The following is a 20,737-nucleotide window of genomic DNA, read 5'->3' as shown; positions in this document are numbered from 1 at the left end:
CTACCGCTCCGCCTCGACAAGGCCGTTCAGCCAGATGAACAGAAAACCACCCAGAACCACCAGCCCCACCGCAATCTGCGCCGACCCCGCGCCAATGAACCCCGAAACAAGCCCCTGCAACAGCATCAGCGGCGCTGCCGCCAACATCGCCCAGAACAGCGCCAGCCGCGCGCCATAGCCGCTGCCCTTGCCGCCGAAAACCTTTGAAATCAGATGACTAAGGCCCGCAACACCATAGGCGATCAGCGGCACCAGAAACAGCGTCGCCAGCAGCGCGCCGCCCAGACGGGCCTCCAGCGGCTGCGACGGGTCCAGATAGGTTGCCCGCGCCAGCCCCGGCCATTGCGCCACGAAATTCAGCCCGCAGGCCAGCATCAGCAGCACCAGCACCCGATCCTCGCGCGGACCCTGATCCAGCCTGCGTCGGATCACCGCCCGCGGATGGCGGTAACTTTCCACGATATCGGAACTGATCGCCATTCACGCCGCTCCGCTGTGGTCATGCCGCGCCAGCCAGTTTTCCAGCCGGGCGCGGATGTCGTCGGCAATCGCCGCATCGTCGATCTCGGCGATGGATTCGGCAAGAAATGCCAGAACCAGCAACGATTCCGCGGTCTTGCGCGGCACTCCTCGTGCGCGCAGATAGAACAGCGCCTCTTCATCAATGGCACCGGTGGTCGAGCCGTGGCTGCATTTCACGTCGTCGGCGTAAATCTCCAGCTCGGGTTTGGCCAGGAACTGGCTGTCATCGTCCAGCAAAAGCGCCTGGCTCAACTGATAGCCATCGGTCTTCTGCGCCCCCTGTTGCACCAGAATCTTGCCCTGAAACACCCCGACCGCGCCGCTCTTCAGCACCTTCTTGAACACCTGACGGCTTTCGCACCGCTCGGCCCGATGGGTGATGAACACGGTATCGTCATGGTGAAACGCCCCGTCGCCAAGCGCCGCCCCGGCCACATGCGCCAGCGAGTCGCTGCCCTGCAGATCAATCACCACCTCGTTGCGGGTCAGCATGCCATTGGCGGTCAGGGTGAAGGATTTGAACCGCGCCTTCGCGGCCAGACGGGCGAAGACATGGGTCACGGCCCGGCGATCATGATCGCGGCCCTGGGCACGTATGTGGTGAAAGCTGCCGCCATCGGCGATATCCACCTCGATCACCTTGTTGAAGCGCGCCGCCGCCGGGCCATTCTCCAACAACGTCAGGTCGGCGCCGGTTTCGATCTTGATACAATGATGTAGGATCGCGTCGGAACTATCTGATTTATGGTGATAAATCATAGAAATTGGCTTGACCGCCTTGCCGGTGACACGGATCAGCACCCCCTCGGGTGCGAAGGCCGAATTCAGCGCGGCAAAGGGCCGGTTCACCGGCACTTGGCCCGCGGCCTCCAGCCGACCGTAAACCCCCTGCGCCCAGTGGATATCGGCGGTCATGGCCCGGCTGAGCAGGTCGATTTCGACCCCGGCCAGCGCCAGATCGTCCGAGGCGGCGGCATCGAACACCCCATCGACAAACACGATCTTCAGCCGGTCGATGCCGTCGAACACCGGCGCCTCGCCGCCGGAATCAAAGGCAGATGCCCGCGGGGGTGTGGCCGAATTCAACGCCGCGGGGTCGGTATAGCGCCAGTATTCATCGCGCTTGCCGGGCAGGCCCTGCACCGAAAGCCGCGCCAAAGCTTCGGCCCGGAGCGGCCCCAGCCAGCCTGTCGCCGGCAGGTCCAGACCGGCAATCCGCGCTGCCAGCGCCTGTTGCAATGCCGCCATCGCCATCACTGCACCTGCGCCAGAATGTCGGCGTAGCCGTTCTGCTCGACCTCCAGCGCCAGCTCCGGCCCGCCGGTCCTGATGATGCGGCCATCCGCCATGATATGTACAACGTCAGGTTTGATATGGTCCAGAAGCCGTTGATAATGCGTGATAACCAGGAATGACCGCCCCGGCGCGCGCAGGGCGTTCACCCCGTCCGACACCAGTTTCATCGCGTCCACATCCAGACCCGAGTCGGTCTCGTCGAGGATGCACATCTTCGGCTCCAGCATCGCCATCTGCAGAATCTCGTTGCGCTTCTTCTCGCCACCCGAGAAGCCGACGTTGACCGGGCGCTTCATCATCTCGGCGTCGATCTTCAGGGTTTTTGCCTTGTCGCGCACCACTTTCAGGAACTCGCCCGCCGACATTTCCGGCTCGCCGCGGGTCTTGCGCTGGGCGTTCACCGCGGTGCGCAGGAAGGTCATGTTGCCGACGCCGGGAATTTCAACCGGATACTGGAAGGCCAGAAACAGCCCCGCCGCCGCGCGGTGTTCGGGCTCCATTTCCAGCAAATCCGCCCCCTCCAGCGTCGCGCTGCCCGCGGTGACGGTATAGCCGCCTTTGCCCGACAAGACATAGCTGAGCGTCGATTTGCCCGACCCGTTCGGCCCCATGATCGCATGCACTTCGCCCGCCGGAACGTGCAGCGTCAGCCCTTTCAGGATGACCTTGTCTTCTTCTTCAAGTTTGACGTGCAGGTTGTTGATTTTCAGCATGTTTTTCCTCTGGCCTCAGGCGGGGCGATGGTAGAAGTTCAGCACCCAGGCCATCCGGTCCACCGGAAAAGCCGTGGGCACAAGTTCAAAACGCGCCATGCGACCGATCATCGCGGCGGGTTTCAGAAACCGCTCGACGCCATGATAGGGCTTGCGGTCGATATAGTCGTCCACCAGCGCCACCAGCGGCCGGGTGATGCGGAATGCCGCGGTCAGCAGGCAGGCCATGCGAAAACGGCCGTCGATCAGCACGGTATCGGGGTGGCGGAAATCCGGCCGGTCCCAGACCGACAGCGCATAGCCGGGCCAGCGGCGAAACTGCGCCTCGTCAACGGGGTGGCCCCATTCCTTGGTCGGCCCGATATCGGCGTGATGCAGAAAAACCCGCGATTTCGGTGGGTTGGCGGCAAACCAGCCCTGCATCATCGCCAGCCACCCGGCATCGCTTTCGACCGAATACACCGTCTTGCCCGGCATATCCCCGGCCAGCACGGTCGAGCCACCCGAGCCATATTCCAGAATACACTCCGCCCCGGCATAGGCCTCCAACACCGCCGCCGCCTCGGCGTCGGGCAGGGTCAGGTGTGGCCGCGTCGGGGCAGCGGTCTCGGTCATCCGACCGAACCTTCCAGCGAGATCGCCACCAGCGCCTGCGCTTCCAGGGCAAATTCCATCGGCAGCGATTGCAGCACTTCCTTGCAGAAGCCGTTCACCACCAGCGCCACCGCTTCTTCCTCGTCCATGCCACGGCTTCGGCAGTAGAACAGTTGCTCGTCATCGACCTTCGAGGTGGTGGCCTCGTGCTCGACCCGGGATGAGTTGTTCTTCACCTCGATATAGGGCACCGTATGCGCCCCGCATTTGTCGCCGATCAGCAGGCTGTCACATTGGGTATAGTTGCGGCTGCCGGTCGCCTTGGGGTGCATGGAGACCAGCCCGCGATAGGTATTCTGCGCCCTGCCCGCGGAAATCCCTTTGGAAACAATGCGTGAGCGGGTGTTCTTGCCAAGATGGATCATCTTGGTGCCGGTGTCGGCCTGCTGGGCATTGTTGGCAATGGCGATCGAATAGAACTCGCCCTGCGACGCCTCGCCCCGCAGGATGCAGCTTGGATATTTCCAGGTGATCGCGGAACCCGTCTCCACCTGCGTCCACATCACCTTGGCCCGCGCGCCGCGGCAATCGGCCCGCTTGGTGACGAAATTGTAGATGCCGCCCACGCCGTTCTCGTCGCCCGGATACCAGTTCTGCACCGTGGAATATTTCACCTCGGCATCTTCCAGAATGACGATCTCGACCACCGCGGCGTGCAACTGGTTGGTGTCGCGTTTCGGTGCGGTGCAGCCTTCCAGATAGCTGACATGACTGCCTTTTTCGGCAATGATCAGCGTGCGCTCGAACTGGCCGGTATTCTCGGCATTGATGCGGAAATAGGTCGAAAGCTCCATCGGGCAGCGCACGCCTTCGGGGATATAGACAAACGACCCATCGGAAAACACCGCCGAATTCAGCGTGGCAAAGTAGTTGTCGGTCTGCGGCACCACGGAACCGATATACTTGCGCACCAGATCCGGGTGATCGCGCAGCGCCTCGGAGATCGAGCAGAAGATCACCCCGGCCTTCGCCAGTTCGGCCTTGAAGGTGGTGCCCACCGAAACAGAGTCAAACACCGCATCCACCGCCACCCGGCGCGGCGCTGCCTCGTCCTGCACGCCCGCCAGAAACGCCTGTTCTTTCAGCGGGATACCCAGTTTTGCATAGGTGGCCAAAAGCTTCGGGTCCACCTCGTCCAGCGATTTCGGCTTGCCCGCCATGCTTTTCGGTTTGGCGTAGTAATAGATGTCCTGATAGTCGATCTCGGGGTAGTGCAGCATCGCCCAACGCGGCTCGGTCATGGTGACCCAGCGCCGATAGGCCGCCAGCCGCCAGTCCAGCATCCACTCCGGCTCGCCGTTCTTGGCCGAAATCAGCCGCACGATGTCTTCCGACACCCCCTTGGGCGCGAAATCCATCTCGATCTCGGTTTCCCAGCCGTATTTGTACTTGCCCGACATCGCATGCACGGCCTCGATCGTCTCGCGGTCAACCCCGTCGCGCACTTCGATCTGGTCTTCGCTCATCGGTCCGTCCTTCTTCTGTCACACCCGCGCGCGGGCCTTGCGATACTGCGCGCCCCAGGCCTCGGCAAAGCGCAGCACCTGGTCTTGCGTCGTCTGCGGCCCGATCGACACCCGCAAACCGCAGGCAGCCAGGCCGTCGTCAAACCCCATCGCCCGCAAGGTGCGGGAGGCGCGCAGCTTGCCGCTGGAACAGGCCGAGCCCGCCGAAACGGCAAAGCCCGCAAGGTCCATCTGCATCACCTGCGTCTCGCCTTTCCAGCCCGGCGTGACCAGATACAGCGTGTTCGGCAGGCGTGTCGCACCATTCCCGACAAAAATAGTCTCATTTGCCTGCGCCGACAATGCCAATTCTAGAATATTTCTAAGTTCGGCCACTTTGTCCCACACACCATCGGCCAGATCGCGGGCCGCAGCCTCTGCCGCAGCCCCAAAACCGGCGATGCCGATCAGGTTCTCGGTGCCGGCACGGCGGCCCATCTCTTGCCCGCCGCCGCGCAATTGTGGAACAAAATCAAGCCCCCGCCGCAGCACTAGCGCGCCAATCCCCTTCGGCCCGCCCAATTTATGCGCCGACACCAGCCCCATGTCGCAGCCCAGCCAGTTGAAGGCGAAAGCCACCTTGCCGAAGGCCTGCGTCAAATCGGAAACGGCAAGACCGGCAGGCAAATCCTGCATCACCCCGGTTTCCGAATTGGCCAGTTGCAGCGCCGTGCGGCCCGGATCGGCCACCGCCACCCGGCCTTGCGAATCCGCAACCAGACTGCAATCGCACCAGGCCAGCACCGCTTCATGCTCGACACCCGCGCTCAAAAGCCCGCGCCCGGCCAAAGCCAAAGCCGCCGCCTCGGTCGCCCCCGAGGTGAACACGACATCCGCCCCTTCGGCCCCCAGCGCCTGCGCCACTTGCCCGCGCGCCCGCTCGACCAGCGCCCGCGCCGCCCGGCCTTCGGCATGCACCGAGGAAGGGTTGCCGAAAACATCCATCGCCGCCGCCATCGCCGCCCGCGCCTCGGCCCGCAGCGGCGTCGTGGCGTTCCAGTCGAGGTAAACCCGCGGCTTCACCCTAAAACCTTTCTTCTCTGCACAAATATCCCCGGGGGTGACGCGCGCCCGGAAATGGTCCAGTGGACCATTTCAGCAAGGAACGCGTCGCCCGTGGCGACGCTGGGGGGGCAGGCAGCCCCCGGCCGCGCCGCAATCCCGCTGCCTCACTCCTCGTCCACCACCCGGAACAACGCCGGCACCGCGGGGCAAGGCCGCATCTCGTTGCCAATCACGTCCGACAACCTTGTCTGATGCAAAAACACATAGACATGCGCTGAAAGCCCCTCCCACAGCCGGTTGGTCAGAGATTGCGCCCGGCTGCCCGAAATCCCGCCGCTGGCCCCGGCACCGGAATGCATGGCGGAAACGGTTTCCTCTACCGCTTCCAATATCTCGCTGACCCTTATCGCATCCGGGCTGCGCGCCAACCGATAGCCGCCGCCCGGCCCGCGCACCGCCTCGACCAGCGATGCCCGCCGCAGTTTCACGAACAACTGCTCCAGATAGGCCAGCGAGATATCCTGCCGCCGCGATATTTCCGCCAGCGACACCAGATCGTCATCCCGCGCCAAAGCCAGATCGGCCAGCGCCACCATGGCATAACGCCCCTTGGTCGACAGTTTCATGCGGTCCTTTCTCCAATTCCATTGACGTGCGCAGGCGGGGTGCTTAACTCAGACCCAACCGGGGGCAGGCAGCCTGTCCCTTTTGAACCGTTCTAAGTTATCCGAGTTAAATGGTCAAGATTGGCTCGGGTGGGAAAGAGACAGGCGCACAATGCCCGAAGTGATTTTCGCAGGCCCCGAGGGGCGGCTTGAAGGTCGTTACCATCCGCAAAAAGACCGTGATGCGCCGATTGCCATCGTGCTGCATCCGCACCCGTCCTATGGCGGCACGATGAACAACAAGGTGGTCTACAACCTGCACTATGCCTTCTACCGGCTGGGTTTCACCGTGCTGCGCTTCAACTTCCGCGGCGTCGGCCGCAGCCAGGGCGAGTATGATCAGGGCATTGGCGAATTGTCCGATGCCGCCTCGGCGCTGGATTATCTGCAATCAATGAACCAGAACGCCAAGCATTGCTGGGTCGCCGGGTTTTCCTTCGGCGCTTGGATCGGCATGCAACTGCTGATGCGGCGTCCGGAAATCACCGGCTTCATCTCGGTCGCCCCCCCGGCCAACATGTATGATTTCTCCTTCCTCGCCCCCTGCCCCTCGTCGGGCCTGATCATCAACGGCACCGCCGACCGGGTGGCCACGCCGAAAGACACGGTCAATCTGGTGAACAAGCTGCACGAGCAGAAAGGCATCACCATCACCCACACCCAGATCGAGGGCGCCGACCATTTCTTCAAGGACGAAGAGGCGCATATGATCCCGATGATCGACACCGTTTCCACCTATGTGAAACGGCGGTTGACCGAAGCCTCGCGGTAAGCCCATGGGAACGCTGGAAGATCTGACAGACGCCCTGGCCCGCGACGTGATCGCCGCGATGGACGAGATCGGCGACGACCGGTTTTTCGAGAAGGTCTCGAAGCTGCTCTTGGACATGTCGCCCACCACGCAAGAGGCCTACATGACCGCAATCCGGGTGCGGCTGGCCGAACGGCGGGCGCGAAAATACGTTGAAGACGCGCTGCACGCCGCCCGCGCCGCCAAGGCCAAGGCGCCGGAATGACCGACCGGCTGGCCGCGCAGTTCGCCTTTCTGAACGAGGCCGACAAGCTGAAATCGGTGCTGCGCGCCACCACGCTCTGCGACGGCTCGCGGCGCGAAAACTCGGCCGAACATTCCTGGCATCTGGCGCTTTATGCGCTGGTGCTGGCCGATCAGGCGGCGCCGGGCGTCGATATCAACCGCGTCATCCGCATGCTGCTGTTGCACGATCTGGTCGAGATCGACGTGGGCGACGTGCCGATCCATTCGGCGGGTGGCACGGCGCATGGATCAAGCGATGTGCAGGCCGCCGAGGCGAAGGCCGCCAAGCGCATCTTCGAATTGCTTCCCATGGACTTGGGACACGATCTTCACGCGCTGTGGCAAGAGTTCGAGGCCGGTGAAACCCCGGATGCCGTCTTTGCCAAAAGCCTCGACCGGGTGCAGCCGGTGATGGCCAACCTGCAATCCGGTGGCGGCACCTGGATCGAATATGCCGTGACGCCCCAGCAACTGGAAGCCCGCGTCGGCGCCAAGGTCACCCGCGGTGCCCCCGCCCTGTGGACCTGGGTCCGGGCGCAGGCGCTGGACTGGTTCGCAAAGGTGTAAGGCATGGCGGCAACCCTGCGGATCGCTGCGGTCTTTGTCCTGACGCTGGGGCTGTGGCTGGGCGTGGGCTGGCTGCTGCAACCGGTGCTGGCGCAAATCGCCGACGCGGCCCCCGCCCTTACCGATGCCCTTACCGATGCCCTGACCGATGGCACGCCCGCCACCCCGCCCGGCCCGCCGATGCTGCGATCTGGGCTGATGGCGCTGGTGCTGCTGTGCCTGGCCCTGACCGCCGCCATGGCCCCTGTCCACACCACGCCGCAGCATTTCGTCAACCTGCTGACCGCCGCCACCTGCGGCATGGCGCTGGGCCGCATCGCCACCGGGCTGTGGCCGCTTTCCTGGCTGGCCTTTGCTTTGAGCGTGCTGGTCGGCTGCACCCTGACCAGCGGCTTCTGGCTGTGGCGCCGCCACCGCTTCTGACGCCCCGCGACATTTCGGTATACATTCGCATACCGCCCTTCCCAAGCCCGCCGTTTTCCGCTAAGACCCAAGCAACCCGAATCCCCAACCGCAAGAGGCCCGCATGTCGAAGATCAAGGTAGCCAACCCCGTTGTCGAACTCGACGGCGACGAGATGACCCGGATCATCTGGGATTTCATCAAGCAGAAGCTGATCCTGCCCTACCTCGACATCGACCTGAAATACTATGACCTGGGCATCGAGGAACGCGACCGCACCGCCGATCAGGTCACCATTGATGCCGCCAATGCGATCAAGCAATACGGCGTCGGCGTCAAATGCGCCACCATCACCCCTGATGAAGCCCGGGTCGAGGAATTCGGCCTGAAACAGATGTGGAAATCGCCGAACGGCACCATCCGCAACATCCTGGGCGGCGTGATCTTCCGCCAGCCGATCATCTGCCGCAACGTGCCGCGCCTGGTGCCGGGCTGGACCCAACCGATCGTGGTCGGCCGTCACGCCTTTGGCGACCAATACAAGGCCACCGACTTCCGCTTTCCGGGTGCCGGCAAGCTGACGATGAAGTTCGTCGGCAACGACGGCACGGTGATCGAGCGCGAGGTCTACGACGCGCCCTCCTCCGGCGTCTACATGGGCATGTATAACCTCGATGACAGCATCATCGACTTCGCCCGTGCGTCGCTGAACTACGGCCTGAACCTCGGCTGGCCGGTGTATCTGTCCACCAAGAACACCATCCTGAAGGCCTATGACGGCCGCTTCAAGGATCTGTTCGCCAAGGTCTACGAGGAAGAATTCGCCGATGCCTTCAAGAAAAAGGGCATCATCTACGAACACCGGTTGATCGACGACATGGTTGCCAGTGCGATGAAATGGTCGGGCGGTTATGTCTGGGCCTGCAAGAACTATGACGGCGACGTGCAGTCCGACACTGTGGCGCAGGGCTTCGGCAGCCTCGGCCTGATGACCTCCGTCCTGATGACCCCCGATGGCAAGACCGTCGAGGCCGAGGCGGCGCATGGCACCGTCACCCGCCACTTCCGCCAGCATCAGGCGGGCAAGGCCACCTCCACCAACTCGGTGGCCTCGATCTATGCCTGGACCGGCGGGCTGAAGCACCGCGCCAAACTGGACGACAACGCCCAACTCTTGCGCTTTGCCAACACGCTGGAAAAGGTCACGGTCGATGCGGTCGAGGATGGCCACATGACCAAGGATCTGGCGTTGCTGGTCGGCCCGGATCAGAAATGGCTGACCACCATCGGCTATCTGGAAAAGGTCGATGAGTATCTGAACAAGGCGCTGAAGGGTTAAGAAACCGCCGCAACCCCTTTCATCTGTTATCAAATATCCACGGGGGGTCCGGGGGGCAGTCAGCCCCCCGGCCTTTCCATTGAAAGCCCATGGCAGACACCCTTACCCACACCCTGATCGAAGACGCCCAGGGCATCGCCTATGGCGCGGGCATGGCGGCGTTCGGCGTCATCCTGCTGACGCATCTTGGCCTGATCACCGGCCAGACCGCAGGCCTTGCGGTGCTGATCTCCTACGCCACGGGATACAGCTTTGCCGCGGTGTTCTTCCTGATCAACCTGCCGTTCTACTGGATCGGCTACCGCCGCATGGGGCTGGCCTTCACGGTGAAAACCTTCATCGCGGTGGCCACGGTCTCGGGCCTCACCCTGATCATGCCGACCTGGGTCAGCTTTGCCCACCTGAACCCGATCTTCGGTGCCATCCTGTTCGGCGCGGTTTCGGGTTCCGCCCTGCTGGCGCTGTTCCGCCACGGCGCCAGCCTGGGCGGCGTCGGCATCCTGGCGCTGGCCTTGCAAGACAAGACCGGCTTTCGCGCGGGCTACACCCAATTGCTGTTCGACGCCGCCCTGTTCACCGCCGCCCTGTTCCTGCGCGACCCGACGACCGTCGCCTACAGCTTCCTCGGTGCCGCGGTGGTCAATCTGGTGGTCGCCATCAACCACCGCCGCGACCGCTACATCGCCACCTGACCAAGATTCAAAGCGATTTCCGCCTTTCCTCTGGCGTTTTGCCCGCCCGTGCTGTAACGCCGCGACAACATCAGACAAATGAAAGAGACCCTCCCGATGGAGCTTCGCAACATCGCCATCATCGCGCATGTGGACCATGGCAAGACCACACTCGTTGACGAGCTGCTGAAGCAGTCCGGCGCCTTCCGTGACAATCAGGCCGTGGCCGAACGCGCCATGGACAGCAACGATATCGAGCGCGAGCGCGGCATCACCATTCTGGCCAAATGCACCTCGCTGGAATGGGCGGGCAAGCGGATCAACATTGTCGATACCCCCGGCCACGCCGATTTCGGCGGCGAGGTGGAACGGATTCTCAGCATGGTCGATGGCGTGGTGCTGCTGGTCGATGCCGCCGAAGGCCCGATGCCGCAGACCAAATTCGTCACCGCCAAGGCGCTTGCGCTGGGCCTGCGCCCGATCGTGGTGCTGAACAAGGTCGACAAGCCCGACGCCGAACCCGACCGGGCGCTGAACGAGGTGTTCGATCTGTTCGCCAACCTTGGCGCCAACGACGAACAGCTTGATTTCCCGCATCTTTACGCCTCGGGCCGGGCCGGTTGGGCCGACGAGACGCTGGATGGCCCGCGCAAGGATCTTTCCGCCCTTTACGATCTGGTGCTGCGCCACGTCCACGAACCGGCGCAGGTTGCGCATCGGCACGAGCCGTTCCGCATGCTGGCCACCACGCTGTCGGCCGACCCCTTCATCGGCCGCATCCTCACGGGGCGTGTCGAGGCAGGCACCCTGCGGGCGGGCGAAACCATCAAGGCGCTGTCGCGCGATGGCGTGAAGCTGGAACAGTTCCGGGTTTCCAAGGTGCTGGCCTTCCGCGGCCTGTCGCAGACCCAGATCGACGTGGCGGAAGCCGGTGATATCGTGACCCTGGCCGGCATGTCGAAAGCCACCGTGGCCGACACGCTGTGCGCGCTGGAAAACGAGATCCCGCTGCCCGCACAACCGATTGATCCGCCGACGATTTCCGTGACCTTCGGCATCAACGACTCGCCCTTGGCCGGCAAGGATGGCACCAAGGTGCAATCCCGCGTCATCCGCGAGCGGCTGATGAAAGAGGCCGAGATCAACGTGGCGATCAAGGTCACCGACACCCCCGGCGGCGATGCGTTCGAAGTGGCGGGCCGTGGCGAATTGCAGATGGGCGTGCTGATCGAGAACATGCGCCGCGAGGGCTTCGAGCTGTCGATTTCGCGCCCGCGCGTGCTGTTCCAGGACATCGACGGCGTGCGCCACGAGCCGATCGAGGAAGTCACCATCGACGTGGACGACGAATACACCGGCTCGGTGATCGAAAAGGTCACCGGCCCGCGTCGCGGCGACCTGGTCGAGATGAAACCGGCCGGCGTCGGCAAGACCCGCATCATCGCGCATGTGCCGTCGCGCGGGTTGATCGGCTACCACGGCGAGTTCCTCACCGACACCCGCGGCACCGGCGTATTGAACCGGGTGTTCCACGAATGGGCGCCGCACAAGGGGCCGATCCAGGGTCGCCGCGCCGGGGTGCTGATCTCGATGGAAAGCGGCACGTCGGTCGCCTATGCGATGTGGAAGCTGGAAGACCGCGGCCATTTCTTCATCGGCGTGCAGGAAGCGGTTTACACCGGCATGATCATCGGCGAGCACAACCGCGACAATGATCTGGAAGTGAACCCGCTGAAGGGCAAGCAACTGACCAACGTCCGGGCCTCCGGCACGGATGAGGCGGTGCGGCTGACCACGCCGGTCAAGCTGTCGCTGGAACAGGCGATTGCCTATATCGACGACGACGAGCTGGTCGAGGTGACGCCGAAGAACATCCGCATGCGCAAGCGCTATCTGGACCCGCATGAACGCAAACGCGCCGCCAAATCGGCCTGAATTGAAAAAGCCGCCCTTCGGGGCGGCCTTTTTCTAGGCGGCGGCAGCGAGGGGTTCGGGGGCAAAGGCTTCGATCCGCACGCTCTCGCCCTCAAAAGTGCAGAACGACCCCGAGGGCACCAGTTGCCAGTCGTCCTCGTCGGTATCCAGCGGTTCCGACACCACCGCCCGACCCCCACGCGAGCCTGACCAGCGGTGATACAGCGTCGGCGCGAAGGCATCGGTGGCATAGCGCACCGCATAAAGCCGCTGGCCATCCGACAGTGCCGCCGTCAGCCGCATGTGCGGCGCATCGCCCTTGGCGCGGCTGAGCGCCTCGAACCGCGCCACCGCCCGCAGCAAGGCGGCCTTCGGGTCGCTGTCCATGCCTTCGGCCAGCGCCACCAGAAACAGCGCCTCGCTGTCCGTCGCCCCCCGGCGGTTGGGGTAAAGCGCGTCAGGGATCAGCATGTCGGCATCGCGGCGAAAGCTGTCATAGCCGCCAACCTGACCGTTGTGCATGAAGCTCCAACGCCCCACGGTGAACGGATGGCAGTTGTTGCGGCTGGTCGCCGTGCCGGTCGAGGCCCGCACATGCGCCAGAAACAGCCCGGATCGCACCTGCGCCGTCAGGCTTTTCAAGTTGGGGTCCGACCAGGCCGGATAGACATCGCGGTACAGCCCCGGTTCCGCGTGCTCGCCATACCAGGCGATGCCGAAACCGTCGGCATTGGTGGCCGAGGAACATTCGGTGGCGCAATGGCTTTGGTGGATCAGCGAGTGGCGCGGGCGGCTGATGATCTCTTCCAGAAAGATCGGCGCCCCGACATAGGCGGCCCAGCGGCACATCAGCGGTCCCCCCGCTTCAACTGTTTACAACACATTGCTCTGCCTCGTGGTCTTTTCCCAAGGCTAGCACGGTTTTTCCGGCACGCGGAACCATATTTAGCGGCAAATCGCCCTATTCGGCCTCTTCAACCACCATGAGGTCGCGCACCGAGGCGCCTTTGGCATGGGCCAACGCCGCCTGATACGCCTCAGAGTTGTAGCAGGCCACCGCCGCCTCCAGGCTGGGAAACCGCGCCACCACGTTGCGCGGACGCTCAACGCCTTCCAGTTGCACATAGCGGCCCCCGCGGGCGAGGAACACGCCGCCATGTGCCGCAATCGGCGCCCCGGCAAGGGCGGCATAGCGCCCGTAAGCCTCGGCGTCGGTCACCTGCACATGGGCGATCCAAAGGGCTGTTGGCATGTCAGCCCCCGATCACGGCTTCGGCGGCAGCAATCGCCGCGTCGGCCAAAGCAATATCGGCGCCGCCGGCCTGCGCCATGTCAGGCCGCCCGCCGCCGCCCTTGCCGCCCATCGCCTCGGCTGCCGCCTTGACCAGCGCCACCGCCGAGAGCCGCGCCACAAGATCGCCCGTCACCCCCGCCGCCACCGCAGGCTTGCCGCCGGTATCGGCGATCAGCAGCACCGCACCCGAGCCGAGCCGCGCCTTCATCTCGTCGATCAGCCCCGGCAAGTCCTTGCCCGACACGCCCGAAAGCACTTGAGCTATGAACTTTACCCCGTTGATATCCTTGGCTTCCGGCCCCTCGGCACGTCCGCCCATCGCCACTTCGCGCCGCAGTTGCGCCACCTCGTTCTGCAAGGCTTTGCGTTCCGCCATCAGCGCCTTGATCCGGGGTGCCAGGTCGGCAGGCACCGCGCCCAAAGCCGCCGCGGCCGCCTCCAGATGCGCATAATTCGCCCGCACGTCGCGCAAAACACCCTCGCCGGTGATCGCCTCGATCCGCCGGATGCCCGAGGCAGAGGCACTTTCCGACAGGATCAGGAACGAGCCGATCTCGCCCAGCCGCGCCACATGGGTGCCACCACACAGCTCCAGCGAATAGGTCTGCCCATCGCTGCCCTTGCCCGAACCGGCCAAAGCGCCCATCGAGACCACGCGCACCTCGTCGCCGTATTTCTCGCCAAACAGCGCCTGCGCACCCAGACCGCGGGCGTCATCGGGGGTCATCAGCCGGGTTTCCACCGGGCTGTTCTGCCGGATCACCGCGTTCACCTCGGCCTCGACCTGCGCCAGTTCCGAAGGGGTCATCCCCTTGGCATGGCTGAAGTCAAAGCGCAGCCGGTCGGCGGCGTTCAGGCTACCGCGCTGCGCCACATGATCGCCAAGTGCGCGCCGCAACGCCTCGTTCAACAGATGCGTCGCCGAGTGGTTGGCGCGAATGGCGGCGCGGCGCGAGTGATCGACCTCCAGCTTGGCGGGCTGGCCCTGCGAAATCTGTCCCTCGGTCACTTCCGCCACATGGATCACCACGCCCGCGGCCTTCTTGGTGTCGGTCACCTGCGCCACGCCGGTTTCGGTCCTGATCCAGCCGGCATCGCCAACCTGACCGCCGCTTTCGGCATAGAACGGCGTCTGGTTGACCACGATCTGCACGCGGGCCCCGGCGGTCTGCACCGCGGCACCATCGGCCACCAGCGCCAACACCTGCCCCTCGGCGGTTTCGGTGTCATAGCCCAGAAATTCGGACGGCCCGAAATCCTCGGCAATCTGGAACCAGATTTTCGCGTCACCAGTCTCGCCCGACCCGGCCCAACTGGCGCGGGCCTTGGCCTTCTGCTCGGCCATCGCCGCGTCAAACCCGGCAGTATCGACGCTGCGGCCCTGCTCGCGCAGCGCGTCCTGCGTCAGGTCCAGCGGGAAGCCGTAGGTGTCATAAAGCTTGAACGCCGCCTCGCCGGGCAGCGCCGCCCCTTCCGGGATGCGCGACAGTTCATCGGCCAGCAGGTGCAAACCACGCTCCAAAGTCTGCCGGAACCGGGTTTCCTCCAGTTGCAGCGTCTCTTCGATCAGCGCCTGCGCCCGGGTCAGTTCGGGATAGGCGCCGCCCATTTGCCGCACCAGTGCGGGCACCAGCCGGTGCATCAGCGGGTCTTGCGCGCCCAGTTGATGCGCATGCCGCATGGCGCGGCGCATGATCCGGCGTAGCACGTAGCCGCGGCCTTCGTTGGACGGCATCACCCCGTCGGCAATCAGGAAAGAGGTCGAGCGCAGGTGGTCTGCGATCACCCGGTGATGGGTCTTGCCCTCGCCATCCGGGTCGGTGCTGGTGGCGTGCGCCGAGGCTTCGATCAGCGCCCGCATCAGATCGGTGTCGTAGTTGTCGTGCTTGCCCTGCAGCAGCGCGCCGATCCGCTCCAGCCCCATGCCGGTGTCGATGCTTTGCTTCGGCAGCGGCACCAGGCGGCCATCGGCGAACTGCTCGTTCTGCATGAAAACCAGGTTCCAGATCTCGATGAAGCGGTCGCCGTCCTGATCCGCCGACCCGGGCGGGCCGCCCCAGATCTTGTCGCCATGGTCGAAGAATATCTCGGTGCAGGGACCGCAAGGCCCGGTTGGCCCCATGCGCCAGAAATTGTCGTCGGTCGGGATGCGGATGATGCGGCTGTCCGGCAGGCCCGCCACCCGCTTCCAGATATTCGCCGCCTCGTCGTCGGTGTGGTAGACCGTGACCAGCAGCTTGTCCTTCGGGATGTCGAAATCGCGGGTCAGCAGTTCCCAGGCATAGGGGATGGCGTCGGACTTGAAATAGTCGCCAAAGCTGAAGTTCCCCAGCATCTCGAAAAACGTGTGGTGCCGCGCGGTGTAGCCGACATTGTCCAGATCGTTGTGCTTGCCGCCCGCCCGCACGCATTTCTGCGCTGTGGTGGCGCGGGTGTAATCGCGGGTCTCGACGCCGGTGAAGCAGTTCTTGAACTGCACCATGCCGGAGTTCGCGAACATCAGCGTCGGGTCGTTGCGCGGCACCAGCGGTGAGCTTTCCACCACCCGGTGGCCATTGCGCTGAAAGAATTCAAGAAAAGTGGAACGGATATCGTTGAGCGACGGCATGGTCCTGGCCCCCCAATTCGGCCTGTGGTCTGGCGGATGGCTGCGTTTGGCATCCGTTTAACGGCGCGGCGGCGGGCTGTCCACAGCGACCAGCATCCGGCATGGAAAAGGGCCGGACGCTCGCACGCCCGGCCCCGAAACTGCCCGCGATTGCAGCGTTTACATATCGACCAGATCGTCGCCCGCTGCATCCGGCCCGCCTTCGGCCATGTGGAAATCCAGACCGTTGGCGGCGCGGATCTTGTCTTCGATCTCCATCGCCACGGCGGGGTTCTGCTTCAGGAACAGCTTGGCGTTTTCCCGGCCCTGGCCGATGCGCTCGTCGCCATAGGAATACCAACTTCCGGATTTCTCGACCACGCCGGCCTTCACCCCGATGTCGATCAACTCGCCGGTCTTGGAAATCCCCTCGCCATACATGATGTCGAATTCCACCTGCTTGAACGGCGGCGCCACCTTGTTCTTCACCACCTTGACGCGGGTCGAAGACCCCACCACCTCGTCGCGGTCCTTGATCGAGCCGATGCGGCGGATGTCCAGCCGCACAGAGGCGTAGAATTTCAGCGCATTGCCGCCCGTCGTGGTTTCCGGGCTGCCGAACATCACGCCGATCTTCATGCGGATCTGGTTGATGAACACCACCATGCAGTTGCTGCGCCCGATGCTTGCGGTCAGCTTGCGCATCGCCTGGCTCATCAGCCGGGCCTGGCTGCCCATCTGCATGTCGCCCATGTCGCCTTCGATCTCGGATTTCGGCACCAGGGCCGCCACCGAGTCGATCACCACCAGGCTGACCGCGCCGGAGCGCACCAGCGTATCGACGATCTCCAGCGCCTGCTCGCCGGTGTCGGGCTGGCTGATCAGCAGCTCGTCCAGATTGACGCCCAGCTTCTTGGCATATTGCGGGTCGAGCGCGTGTTCGGCATCGACAAAGGCGCAGACCCCGCCCTTTTTCTGTTCCTCGGCAACCACATGCAGCGTCAGCGTGGTCTTGCCCGAGCTTTCCGGCCCGTAGATCTCGATGATCCGGCCCTTCGGCAACCCGCCGATGCCCAGCGCGATGTCCAGCCCCAACGAGCCGGTCGAGGTGGATTCGATATCCATCGCCGGGCTGTTGGCGCCCAGCTTCATGATCGAGCCCTTGCCGAACTGCCGCTCGATCTGCGCCAGAGCACTTTCCAACGCCTTTGCCTTGTCCATATCGCGCTTTCCGTTCAAGTCGAGGAGGGTCGCCGTTGCCATGTCCTGATCCTTATTTCACAGCTGCACGCGGGCAGCAATCCTTGGCCTTGTTCGCATTATGTTCCTGCTTTATGCGATCAAACCGAGAACATTTCAATCGCTTTTTCGCAAAATCAGCTTTTTCCCATTTTGGTTAAGGTATAGTTTAAAAATCGGCCCCCAAGGGCGGGGCCATGCAAAAAAAGGGGCGGCTATGCTGGTATTCTGGGCGCAACGGCTGACCTTGCTGGCCACGCCCAAGACCGGCACCACGGCGCTGGAGGCCGCTCTCGAATCACATGCGGCGGTGATTGCCAAGGGCCCGCCGGCGCTGAAACACACCTCGGCGCAGCGGTATCATCGCTTCGTGGCGCCCTGGCTTTCGGCAACCGCAGGCGAGGATTTCACCGTGCTGGCAGTGATGCGCGAGCCGCGCGACTGGCTGGGAAGCTGGTATCGCTATCGCCAACGCCCCGAGATCGGCAGGCCGGCCCGCAGCACGGCGGCGATCAGCTTTGATGATTTCGTGCGCGCCTGGTGTCAGGACAAACCGCCCGAATTTGCCAATGTCGGCTCGCAGGCCCGTTTTCTGGCCGGCAAGAATGGCCGCGGTGCCGACCGGCTGTTCCGCTATGACCAGATCGGCTCGCTGGTGGAGTTCCTGCAAGCGCAATTGGGCTGCACGCTGGACATCCCCCGCCTGAACGTCTCGCCCCCCGGCGACGATGCGCTTTCGCCGCAAACCGAGGCGCTGCTGCGGCAGTTTGCAGCCAGCGATTTCGCGCTTTACCAGACGATTGCCTGAACAGACCCGCGTCTGGTCCGGCCCTGACATTCCCGGCCGTCGCGCTTGACCGCAAGTGGATTTCTGCTACCCCTGCGCCCGACCGGGCCTGTAGCTCAACTGGTCAGAGCAGGGCGCTCATAACGCCTTGGTTGGGGGTTCGAGTCCCTCCGGGCCTACCAAAATTGATCCCCATGCGGGGTCGGCATTGATCCTTGTGCCAGAATGGCGTCAGGTGTCGCGGAACCCGGAGGCCAGCCCGCGCGCGGCATTGACCAGCAGGGCGATGTCCATCCCCACGGCGGTGAACCGCGTGCCCCAGCCGATGCAGGCCCGGGCAAAGGCCGGATCAAGCGACAGAATTCCCGCAGGCTTGCCCGCTGCCACAATCCGCTGAATGGCATCCCGGATCGCCGCCACCACCTCGGGGTGGCCGGAATTGCCCGCATGGCCCATCGAAGCCGCAAGGTCAGCAGGACCAATGAACATCCCGTCCACCCCATCGACTGCGGCTATTTCCTCAATTCTGCCAAGAGCTTCGGCGGTTTCCACCTGCACCAGCAGACACAGCTCTGCCTCGCAGCGGTTGGCATAGTCCTGCACCGCACCAAACCGCCCGGCCCGCGTCATCCCGGCCACGCCACGTAGCCCGCGCGGGGCATAGCGCATGGCCGCAACCGCCGCGCGCGCCTCGTCGGCCGACTGCACATAGGGAATGATCAGCGTCTGCGCCCCAAGGTCCAAAAGCCGCTTGATCAGCACCACGTCATTGCTGGCCGGGCGCACCACGGCAGACACCGGATAGGGCGCCATCGCCTGCATCATCGCCAGCGTGTCGGGCACATCGGTCAGCGCGTGTTCGGTGTCGATCACCACCCAGTCGAAACCGCAGCCCGCAATCGCCTCGGCCACCACGGGACCGGGGATCGAGTTCCACAGGCCGATCTGCTGCCGCCCCTCGGCCAGCGCCCGCTTGAAGGCATTGATCGGCAGGGTCATTTTGCGGCTTTCAACAGGGTCGCCATCCGCCGCAGTGCCAGCAGATAGCCTTCGGTGCCAAACCCGGCAATCACCCCCTCGGCCCGGCCACTGACAAAGGAATGGTGCCGAAACGCCTCGCGCTTGTGGACGTTCGAGATGTGCACCTCCAGCACCGGCCCATCGAAGGCCAGCAGCGCATCAAGGATCGCGACCGAAGTGTGGGTCAGCGCCGCCGGGTTGATGATGACCCCGGCGCCCGAGGTGCGGGCCTCGTGGATCCAGTCGATCAGCGCGCCCTCGTGGTTGGACTGGTGAAAGCGGATGGTCAGGCCAAGGTCTTCGGCCAGCGCAGCACAGGATTCGGCCACATCGGACAGGGTCTCGCGGCCATAAATCTCCGGCTGGCGCAGGCCCAGCAGGTTCAGGTTGGGGCCGTTCAGGATATAGACGGGCTTGGTCACGGGCTTTTTCCTTGCAGGGTCTGGCCTGACGATAGCCGATCCTGCCGGGTGAACAAGCCCATGCGCAAGCGAGCGCTCGTCCGTCCCTGCGGTCCCTCCTCGCCTTGCGACTGGCGATCAGCGAAGAAGGACCGCAGGGACCGATGAGCGGCTCAGGCGACGTTTTCCAGCGCCACATCCGGCGCCACGCCCAGCGCGTGACAGATGTCGCGGGTCAGGTGCGGCCGGTTCAGGGTGTAGAAGTGCAGATCGCGCACGCCCTCGCCGATCAGCGTGTCACACATCTCGGTGCACAGCGCCACCGACAGCAGGTCTTCGCGGCCGTCGCGCTTGGCCACGGCATAGGCATCGTCCAGCCACTGCGGCACCTGCATGCCGCAGCGGGCGGCAAACTTGCGCGCCCCGGCCCAGTTCTCGATCGGCAGGATGCCGGGGATGATGGGCGCTACGATCCCCGCCTTGGCGCAGGCGTCGCGGAAACGCAGGAAGGTTTCCGGTTCGAAAAAGAACTGGGTGATGGCCGAGGAAGCCCCGGCGTCGATCTTGCGCTTGAGGTAAGCCACATCGGCGGCGCTATCGGCCGAATCGGGGTGCGGCTCGGGGTAGGCGCCGACCCGCAGGGTGAAATTGCCAGTGGCCGCCAGCGCCTCGATCAGCTCCACCGAATTGGCGAAACCTTCGGGATGCGGGGTGAAACGGGCGGCGCCTTTCGGGGCATCGCCGCGCAGCGCCACGATTTCGGTCACCCCCGCCTCGGCATAAGCTGCCGCGATTTCAAGGGTTTCGGCGCGGGTGGCATCGACGCAGGTCAGGTGTGCCGCCACATTCAGCCCGTAGTTGCGGCCAATGGTGGTCACCGCTTCATGCGTCAGCTTGCGGGTGGTGCCCCCGGCGCCATAGGTCACGGAAGCAAACGTCGGCTTCAGCGGCGCCAGCACATTCACCGTCTCCCACAGCCGGAACGAGGCCTCCAGCGTTTGCGGCGGGAAGAATTCAAGCGAAATGCGCGGCGTGGTCATCAGCGGTATCTCCTAGGTTGCCCCCCTTGTGCCAGATCGGCCCATGTGAGACAAATTCATAATTCGCATCATCTTTATGA

22 protein-coding genes and 1 tRNA gene are annotated in these 20,737 nt (G+C 64.1%); 9 read left to right on the top strand and 14 right to left on the bottom strand.

Translation table 11 applies throughout. The features are described from left to right. The 7 genes from RSW2DRAFT_RS03220 to RSW2DRAFT_RS03190 form a co-directional block, all read right to left on the bottom strand. On the bottom strand, window positions 1-480 hold the full coding sequence (locus RSW2DRAFT_RS03220; protein ID WP_008027999.1) for a YIP1 family protein: 480 nt from the start codon (window positions 478-480) through the stop codon (window positions 1-3). Continuing rightward, window positions 481-1,776: a Fe-S cluster assembly protein SufD gene (gene sufD, locus RSW2DRAFT_RS03215; RefSeq protein ID WP_008027997.1), complete on the bottom strand. Its 1,296-nt coding sequence runs from the start codon at window positions 1,774-1,776 to the stop codon at window positions 481-483. Next, window positions 1,776-2,531 carry a Fe-S cluster assembly ATPase SufC gene (sufC, locus tag RSW2DRAFT_RS03210; RefSeq protein ID WP_008027995.1) on the bottom strand — a complete coding sequence of 252 codons (756 nt, stop codon included), beginning with the start codon at window positions 2,529-2,531 and terminating at the stop codon, window positions 1,776-1,778. Before sufC ends, sufD begins: the two co-directional genes overlap by 1 nt. A 15-nt stretch (window positions 2,532-2,546) precedes the next feature. Then, window positions 2,547-3,146, bottom strand: coding sequence for a hypothetical protein (locus RSW2DRAFT_RS03205; RefSeq protein ID WP_008027994.1), 600 nt, complete (start codon window positions 3,144-3,146; stop codon window positions 2,547-2,549). Then, window positions 3,143-4,651 carry a Fe-S cluster assembly protein SufB gene (gene sufB, locus RSW2DRAFT_RS03200; RefSeq protein WP_008027992.1) on the bottom strand — a complete coding sequence of 503 codons (1,509 nt, stop codon included), beginning with the start codon at window positions 4,649-4,651 and terminating at the stop codon, window positions 3,143-3,145. The genes RSW2DRAFT_RS03205 and sufB overlap by 4 nt, the downstream gene beginning before the upstream one ends. Before the next feature lie 18 nt (window positions 4,652-4,669). After that, window positions 4,670-5,713, bottom strand: coding sequence for a cysteine desulfurase family protein (locus RSW2DRAFT_RS03195; protein ID WP_008027990.1), 1,044 nt, complete (start codon window positions 5,711-5,713; stop codon window positions 4,670-4,672). A 146-nt stretch (window positions 5,714-5,859) separates the two neighbouring features. Continuing rightward, a complete protein-coding gene (locus tag RSW2DRAFT_RS03190) occupies window positions 5,860-6,321 on the bottom strand; it encodes a Fe-S cluster assembly transcriptional regulator IscR (protein WP_008027988.1) in 462 nt (153 codons plus the stop codon). Window positions 6,322-6,472: 151 nt separating this feature from the next. On the opposite strand from RSW2DRAFT_RS03190, the gene RSW2DRAFT_RS03185 reads away from it, so the two are divergent. The 7 genes from RSW2DRAFT_RS03185 to typA all read left to right on the top strand — a co-directional run bounded on the left by RSW2DRAFT_RS03185 (window position 6,473) and on the right by typA (window position 12,310). Next, window positions 6,473-7,132, top strand: coding sequence for an alpha/beta hydrolase (locus RSW2DRAFT_RS03185; RefSeq protein WP_008027987.1), 660 nt, complete (start codon window positions 6,473-6,475; stop codon window positions 7,130-7,132). 4 nt (window positions 7,133-7,136) lie between these two features. After that, window positions 7,137-7,376, top strand: a complete 240-nt coding sequence (locus RSW2DRAFT_RS03180; protein WP_008027985.1) for a hypothetical protein — start codon at window positions 7,137-7,139, stop codon at window positions 7,374-7,376. Continuing rightward, on the top strand, window positions 7,373-7,963 hold the full coding sequence (locus tag RSW2DRAFT_RS03175; protein ID WP_008027983.1) for an HD domain-containing protein: 591 nt from the start codon (window positions 7,373-7,375) through the stop codon (window positions 7,961-7,963). The genes RSW2DRAFT_RS03180 and RSW2DRAFT_RS03175 overlap by 4 nt, the downstream gene beginning before the upstream one ends. A gap of 3 nt (window positions 7,964-7,966) precedes the next feature. Continuing rightward, entirely contained in the window at window positions 7,967-8,386 is a 420-nt protein-coding gene (locus RSW2DRAFT_RS03170; protein WP_008027981.1) for a hypothetical protein, read from the top strand. A gap of 103 nt (window positions 8,387-8,489) precedes the next feature. Beyond that, window positions 8,490-9,704: an NADP-dependent isocitrate dehydrogenase gene (locus RSW2DRAFT_RS03165; RefSeq protein ID WP_008027980.1), complete on the top strand. Its 1,215-nt coding sequence runs from the start codon at window positions 8,490-8,492 to the stop codon at window positions 9,702-9,704. Between the two features lie 89 nt (window positions 9,705-9,793). Next, the gene (locus RSW2DRAFT_RS03160; RefSeq protein ID WP_008027978.1) at window positions 9,794-10,396 is read left to right on the top strand and encodes a YitT family protein; all 603 of its coding nucleotides are present in this window, start codon (window positions 9,794-9,796) and stop codon (window positions 10,394-10,396) included. 96 nt (window positions 10,397-10,492) lie between these two features. Continuing rightward, window positions 10,493-12,310 carry a translational GTPase TypA gene (typA, locus tag RSW2DRAFT_RS03155; protein WP_008027977.1) on the top strand — a complete coding sequence of 606 codons (1,818 nt, stop codon included), beginning with the start codon at window positions 10,493-10,495 and terminating at the stop codon, window positions 12,308-12,310. 33 nt (window positions 12,311-12,343) lie between these two features. On the opposite strand, the gene RSW2DRAFT_RS03150 is transcribed toward typA, so the two are convergent. From RSW2DRAFT_RS03150 to recA, 4 genes are all read right to left on the bottom strand, one after another. After that, complete coding sequence (locus RSW2DRAFT_RS03150; RefSeq protein WP_008027975.1) at window positions 12,344-13,138, bottom strand: class II glutamine amidotransferase; 795 nt, start codon at window positions 13,136-13,138, stop codon at window positions 12,344-12,346. Window positions 13,139-13,250: 112 nt separating this feature from the next. After that, a complete protein-coding gene (locus RSW2DRAFT_RS03145) occupies window positions 13,251-13,541 on the bottom strand; it encodes a DUF1330 domain-containing protein (protein WP_008027973.1) in 291 nt (96 codons plus the stop codon). Window position 13,542: 1 nt separating this feature from the next. After that, window positions 13,543-16,191 carry an alanine--tRNA ligase gene (gene alaS / locus RSW2DRAFT_RS03140; protein ID WP_008027971.1) on the bottom strand — a complete coding sequence of 883 codons (2,649 nt, stop codon included), beginning with the start codon at window positions 16,189-16,191 and terminating at the stop codon, window positions 13,543-13,545. Between the two features lie 159 nt (window positions 16,192-16,350). After that, window positions 16,351-17,433 (bottom strand): recombinase RecA, encoded by a 1,083-nt coding sequence (gene recA, locus RSW2DRAFT_RS03135; RefSeq protein WP_008027969.1) that lies wholly within the window; start codon window positions 17,431-17,433, stop codon window positions 16,351-16,353. Between the two features lie 193 nt (window positions 17,434-17,626). Here recA and RSW2DRAFT_RS03130 point away from each other — a divergent pair, with 193 nt between their 5' ends. Together RSW2DRAFT_RS03130 and RSW2DRAFT_RS03125 are read left to right on the top strand one after the other, a co-directional pair. Further along, a complete protein-coding gene (locus RSW2DRAFT_RS03130; RefSeq protein WP_008027967.1) occupies window positions 17,627-18,217 on the top strand; it encodes a hypothetical protein in 591 nt (196 codons plus the stop codon). 84 nt (window positions 18,218-18,301) lie between these two features. Next, a tRNA-Ile gene (locus tag RSW2DRAFT_RS03125) sits at window positions 18,302-18,378 on the top strand. A 49-nt stretch (window positions 18,379-18,427) separates the two neighbouring features. On the opposite strand, the gene RSW2DRAFT_RS03120 is transcribed toward RSW2DRAFT_RS03125, so the two are convergent. From RSW2DRAFT_RS03120 to metF, 3 genes are all read right to left on the bottom strand, one after another. Continuing rightward, window positions 18,428-19,195, bottom strand: coding sequence for an aldolase/citrate lyase family protein (locus RSW2DRAFT_RS03120; RefSeq protein ID WP_008027965.1), 768 nt, complete (start codon window positions 19,193-19,195; stop codon window positions 18,428-18,430). Beyond that, a complete protein-coding gene (gene aroQ, locus RSW2DRAFT_RS03115; RefSeq protein WP_008027963.1) occupies window positions 19,192-19,638 on the bottom strand; it encodes a type II 3-dehydroquinate dehydratase in 447 nt (148 codons plus the stop codon). Before aroQ ends, RSW2DRAFT_RS03120 begins: the two co-directional genes overlap by 4 nt. Window positions 19,639-19,790: 152 nt before the next feature. After that, window positions 19,791-20,657: a methylenetetrahydrofolate reductase [NAD(P)H] gene (gene metF, locus RSW2DRAFT_RS03110; protein ID WP_008027962.1), complete on the bottom strand. Its 867-nt coding sequence runs from the start codon at window positions 20,655-20,657 to the stop codon at window positions 19,791-19,793. Between the last annotated feature and the right edge of the window lie 80 nt (window positions 20,658-20,737).

It is taken from the genome of Rhodobacter ferrooxidans (assembly GCF_000176015.1).
GTDB classification, from domain to species: Bacteria; Pseudomonadota; Alphaproteobacteria; order Rhodobacterales; family Rhodobacteraceae; genus Pseudorhodobacter_B; species Pseudorhodobacter_B ferrooxidans.
Note: the sequence above shows the minus strand (reverse complement) of the source record. Positions and strands in the feature narration are given on the sequence as shown.